The organism is Gammaproteobacteria bacterium (assembly GCA_027296625.1).
Lineage (GTDB): Bacteria > Pseudomonadota > Gammaproteobacteria > JAKEHO01 > JAKEHO01 > JAKEHO01.
Genome location: JAPUIX010000173.1, coordinates 1 through 4,958, shown reverse-complemented (window position 1 = coordinate 4,958; position 4,958 = coordinate 1). Strand labels below are relative to the sequence as shown.

7 protein-coding genes and 1 pseudogene are annotated in these 4,958 nt (G+C 52.6%); 2 read left to right on the top strand and 6 right to left on the bottom strand.

The genetic code is table 11. From position 1 onward, the window contains the following. Window positions 1–861 precede the first annotated feature (861 nt). The 6 genes and pseudogenes from O6944_10760 to O6944_10735 form a co-directional block, all read right to left on the bottom strand. Entirely contained in the window at window positions 862–1,281 is a 420-nt protein-coding gene (locus O6944_10760) for a Na(+)/H(+) antiporter subunit B (protein ID MCZ6719615.1), read from the bottom strand. Between the two features lie 58 nt (window positions 1,282–1,339). Next, window positions 1,340–1,692: pseudogene (locus O6944_10755) on the bottom strand (hypothetical protein). 32 nt (window positions 1,693–1,724) lie between these two features. Then, window positions 1,725–2,192, bottom strand: coding sequence for a LysM peptidoglycan-binding domain-containing protein (locus tag O6944_10750; protein MCZ6719614.1), 468 nt, complete (start codon window positions 2,190–2,192; stop codon window positions 1,725–1,727). A gap of 177 nt (window positions 2,193–2,369) precedes the next feature. Beyond that, a complete protein-coding gene (locus O6944_10745; protein MCZ6719613.1) occupies window positions 2,370–2,537 on the bottom strand; it encodes a hypothetical protein in 168 nt (55 codons plus the stop codon). Between the two features lie 593 nt (window positions 2,538–3,130). Continuing rightward, window positions 3,131–3,412: a class II aldolase/adducin family protein gene (locus O6944_10740; protein ID MCZ6719612.1), complete on the bottom strand. Its 282-nt coding sequence runs from the start codon at window positions 3,410–3,412 to the stop codon at window positions 3,131–3,133. A 144-nt stretch (window positions 3,413–3,556) separates the two neighbouring features. Continuing rightward, complete coding sequence (locus O6944_10735) at window positions 3,557–3,826, bottom strand: TMEM165/GDT1 family protein (protein MCZ6719611.1); 270 nt, start codon at window positions 3,824–3,826, stop codon at window positions 3,557–3,559. Window positions 3,827–4,180: 354 nt separating this feature from the next. Between O6944_10735 and O6944_10730 the strand changes: the two genes are divergently transcribed. Beyond that, entirely contained in the window at window positions 4,181–4,372 is a 192-nt protein-coding gene (locus O6944_10730; GenBank protein MCZ6719610.1) for a twin transmembrane helix small protein, read from the top strand. 149 nt (window positions 4,373–4,521) lie between these two features. Continuing rightward, on the top strand, window positions 4,522–4,958 hold a 437-nt coding region (locus O6944_10725), incomplete at its 3' end, for a methyltransferase domain-containing protein (protein MCZ6719609.1).

Below are 4,958 nucleotides of genomic sequence, written 5' to 3'. Positions count from 1 at the left end.
GACCCCTTTCACCCCTTCAACCGCAAGGGAAAAATCTGGTGTTGAGGCAGTCCACGTAACCTCCAAGTTATTTCCATCATCAAGGTGGATAGATCAAAACATAAAATGGAGTTTTTTAGATTGACCTAGATCAAGTTTTGTTGCGATATGTTGTCGTGCCTTCGGCAGGATCTACGCGACCGAGCCAACAGTCGGGCTGTTTCCGATATCGATCGACATTTGTCAGAGGACCGGTCTATTCAATGCCACCAAGTCCCGTTCTTCGCGCATCGGGCAATAGTTGGACCTACCCCTTCTTGCTCTTTGTAGAAAGTGTAAAATTTTCACGTTTTCAGTTATCCTAGTGTTGTGCCAATCGCTGATGTAGGAGGAAACAATGAGATTTGTGCTGCGGAAGACGATCATACCCCTGTGGTTGATCATCGGGTTTGGTCTTGAGGCCTGCGCAACTCAGGAGTAGATAAGAGAGGAGCTAACGAGCGAGGAGCATAAGGCTCTGATTAAGGAAATAGTTCAAGAGACGATGAAGGAAAAGATGAAGAGCAAGGAGCATAAAATGATGATGAAGAACATGATGAAAGATATGATGAAGAAAGACACGACGAATTGAAGACTTAAAGATGTGCATGCTGACGGTTAAGGTATATTAGTCAGTACTCGACCTAACAGACAGTGTCAGATTGCGAACGGCTGGAAACGACCCATAGCAGGCATTCCCAGATTGCTTGAAACGCGATCTTGACACAAACACGTTAAGCCCGACAATCTTCTTTACCAGATTGCCACGTGCAATCACCACGTAAAAGCCGGCCATCATCAGAAAGATTACAACCCAGTAGTTATACAGACCGAGCCACGCCATTACGAACGACCTCGACTTGCAAACGTGAAGAAGATCGTAATCATCACGGCCGCGACAGTAGTGCCAACGCCGAGTTCGATAATAAATATCCCCAGGCGTTGACCACGAACCGGATCATCGGCAAGCACGCTATAGTCCAGATAGCTTCCACCGAGTAACAGCGAAACCAACCCTACTGTGCCATAGAGTAAGATGCCGACTGCCACCATCACTCGCACGCTCCTTGGTTGTGCGACTTTCCTTGCTGTCTCCACGCCGAAGACTAGGGCGTAGAGAATAAACCCGGCGCCAAAAATGACGCCAGCCTGAAAACCACCCCCTGGTCCGAAATCGCCGTGGAACTGCACGTATAGGGCAAACATTAGGATCGGCGGGATAAGTAACTTGGCAACAATCCGCAGGATAAGGTGATGTCTCATCGCTTACCACGTTTACGTTTAGTTTGACGTCGAGGGGATCCAAGCAACAACATCACGTCGGCGCCGCGTAGTCGTATGTCGCACGCATAAGTTCGTCCCAAAGGGTGTGTGCGCGTAGGCGGCGTAGCACGCGACAGAGAACTGGTGCGGCATTTCCTGCATCGTCCCCGAGCTCTGCAACGGGAAACACCAGCTCCCACTCACCATCGCGGCGTATCGCCTCCATAAATCATCGGTGACCTGGACCGACATATTGAAATGCCGCAGTTCTCGATTATCCTGCTTGGCGCTGACAAACTCTTCGATGTCTGGATGATCGCAGGGCAGTGTCGCCATCATGGCGCCACGACGCGCGCCAGTGGAAAGCAGCGTCGCGCACATGCTGTCCCAAATTCGCATGAAACTGCTCGGCCATAAAAGACATCGATAGTGTGGCCAGTTGGCTATTGCCGCAGATATGCCAGGTCGGACTCCTCGACCACGCCCAGCGACCACGCACCCCGGGTTCGGGCATGTTGGATCGCCGCCTCAATCTCGGCGGCCTCCGCATTCGGAATCATCAAGACCTGATCGGGATAGACCAGGTCGGCATCCTCGATCTGATGGCTGTTGGCCTTATAGATAAGCGGCCACTGATACGGATCGCTGTAAATGGCGCGGTAGCCGGCGATGTCCCACAGCGTGTCGCCGCGGACCACCGTATAAGTCATCTCCGGGGCCTCTTCCACCATGGCCGCCAGCTCAGGCGTGGCCTCGGGTTCGGGGGCGGGCGGTTCGGGCGCTGCCGCGGGTTCCGGCTCCGGCATCGCCTCGGGTGCCGCCGCCGGTACCGCGGGTCCCGGTTCTTCCTGGGGCGCCGTCGCACAGCCGCTGGCGACAGCCAACACCAGCGCCATGAGCAAGGCTATCATAGGACCGTCTAGTTTCGTCATCATAATATAAGTGCCTCCTCGGATTTGTTGGAAACGCTAGCATAGGTCCCACACATAAGAATTGATCTGGATCAGTGAATCGCGACCTAGATAGGCTGAAGTGCGGGAACTTTTTCTGCGGCCCTAAAACCCAAGTGACGTTTCCCTGGCTTAGGATTAGACGGCACGTGCCTCGATTACCGGACGGCAGAGATGAGTAGACTCGGAGGTGATGAATGCCGCAAAGACGTACTCTACGGAATGTTCACCGCAAATGGAGTAGTGGGAGGGAAGATGCAAGGTCATCCCCCAACTTGCCTCCACCACCTGCGAAATCTGAAGCATTGCCTCATCTAGTTGATCTAAGTCAATGCAGACTTAGGGCGTGTATGTTCTCTTATGCCCTCGGCGAACCTTACGCAACGGAGGCGACAATGAACCGCAGACTGACTCTTAGCCTGGTTATCCTGCTGCTCGGCTTGGTTTTTTTCACGGGATGCCAGAGGATAAATGAACCGTGGGATACCACTGGCTACTTCGAAAAGGAGCGAACCCGCACGCCGGAGCAACAAAAGGCCCTGCAGCACCGATTAGCGTCTATCCAAGACACTAGCGCGGACCTGCCTTGGCGGCACGCGCAGCATTGACTGGGGCTACACGGCGTCTGGGAGATGGGCGTAACGCGTCACCATCTCAATGCTCTCCAAGCTCTTAACTGCGGGAGTCGTTGGCTCAATCTGCCGAAAACATGATCCATATCAATGCCTGTGTGCCCGTATCGTGAGAGAAAAGGATTTCGAACAACGCAATAGCTAGGAGGTGATGATGGGGCCGGAGGGGAAACGGATGGTTCCCGAGACGGGTACCGGGAAACCGAAGTTGTTCGGGGTACGGATTGGTTAACGCCCTCCCCACATGGGGAAGACAGGTGTTAGTTTTTATTGGTTAACCGAGATTGAATAGATCTTTGCTGACTGTTCTAGTGTACAAATCCTCTTATACGCATCCGCTAGGCTCACGCCAGCCGAATAAACGCCGTGGGCACGAACAACAACTAACCAAGACTCCTTCAGACTTAAGCTAATGCTTTGCGCGATCTCCGTAGAACGGGATCCGACATATTGATTAATCAGGTCATCAAACGGTATATCCAGGATCGTTACTGACTGAAAATGTAGTAGTCCTCCCAAATCTATGGGACCAAATCGCTTGCCATCCATCGTCATTCCGATCCCGAAGGCAGCTTTCAAAAGTTTCCTGCGTTCCCAGCGCTTCGATAGCGACATCAACACCGCGTCCCTCGGTGATACGCATGAGCATGTCATCGCCAACCTGGGCTGTGATTTCGCTGTTCGTCTCATGAACTATCGGAACAAGGTCCAGATGCCAATGGCAATGAAGCCGGCACCGGCCAACATATGAAGCATGCGCTCACCGACGTACTGAGAAATACTAGCACCAACGAGTACCCCCAGAGCAGAGGCTGCAACTAACGCAAACGACGCACCGACAAACACCAACCACTTGTTCACGGCTTTGTCGGCAGCAAACAACAGCGTTGCAAGCTGCGTCTTGTCGCCAAGCTCAGCAACAAAGATTGTTCCAAAGACGGTCAGAAGTACTTTCCATTCCATAATTAGTTACACCAACTACCCTAGTCTTGTGCGGTTTGCAAGGGTCCGCCCACTATCGTTAATTCTGACGGAAGCATTCCCGCTGTGGGAGTCGTTTAAACCGTGCTCCCTGAGTCGATGGTAATAGCTTGCCAGGGTTGCGCCGGTGGCCGAGATCATTGGAAAAAACGGGTAGGCCATCTTAATTAAGCTCCTGCCTTCGTCCCACCTGTTTGGCCGGGCCAAGCCTACCATCGGCCAATGTCCGATTGGTTGATCTAGATCAAGGAAAAGTAGGCAACTATGTGCTTAGGTAGCCTAGATCTAGCGGGTCGAAAGGTACCGCCTAATCAGGTGAATAAGTGGGGTGTGATCATGCAAATTCTCACTGTCATTATCGTCATCGGTCTGCTCGCGACGACTGGCGCGCTATTGACTGGCATTGTCTCCATGGGCCGTGGTGGCGAGTTTGACCGGTTGCACAGCCATGAGCTCATGTTTGCGCGGGTCGGATTACAGGCTATTACGGTGCTTTGTCTCTTCGTGGCGCTTTTCATTGTTCACTAGTCCTCACCGGCGCGGTTATGGAAGCACACAAGAAAACAAAAGGTAACCTATGGTCGAACAGAGCACGAAGCAGGGTAGCTGAAGAGACGTAAGAATAAAATGAAGAAAACCCGTTGGATAGGCCAGGCGCTCGCCGCTGGCGCGGAATGATGAAGAAGAATGATATCAAAAAGACGGTAAAGGAAGGTTATGCAAAGATAGCCAGGGAGGAAAATACCTGCTGCGCGCCAGGGTCCACGGTCTGCGGGGGAGCTAGCCTGGCAGAAGACGTCGGCAGGACGATAGGTTACTCGGACGATGAACTTAGGTCAGTCCCTCAAGGGGCAAATCTGGGCCTTGGCTGCGGTAACCCAGTGGCACTCGCCTCTTTGCAAGAGGGTGAGACTGTTCTTGACCTCGGATCAGGCGCGGGTTTCGACTGCTTTCTTGCCGCTCAAAGAGTTGGCAAAACGGGAAAGGTAATCGGCGTGGATATGACTCCCGCAATGGTGGAGAAGGCGAGAAGAAATGCCAAAACGGGAGGCTATGAAAATGTGGAATTCAGGCTGGGTGAAATAGAGAATCTCCCTGTTGCCGATAATTCCGT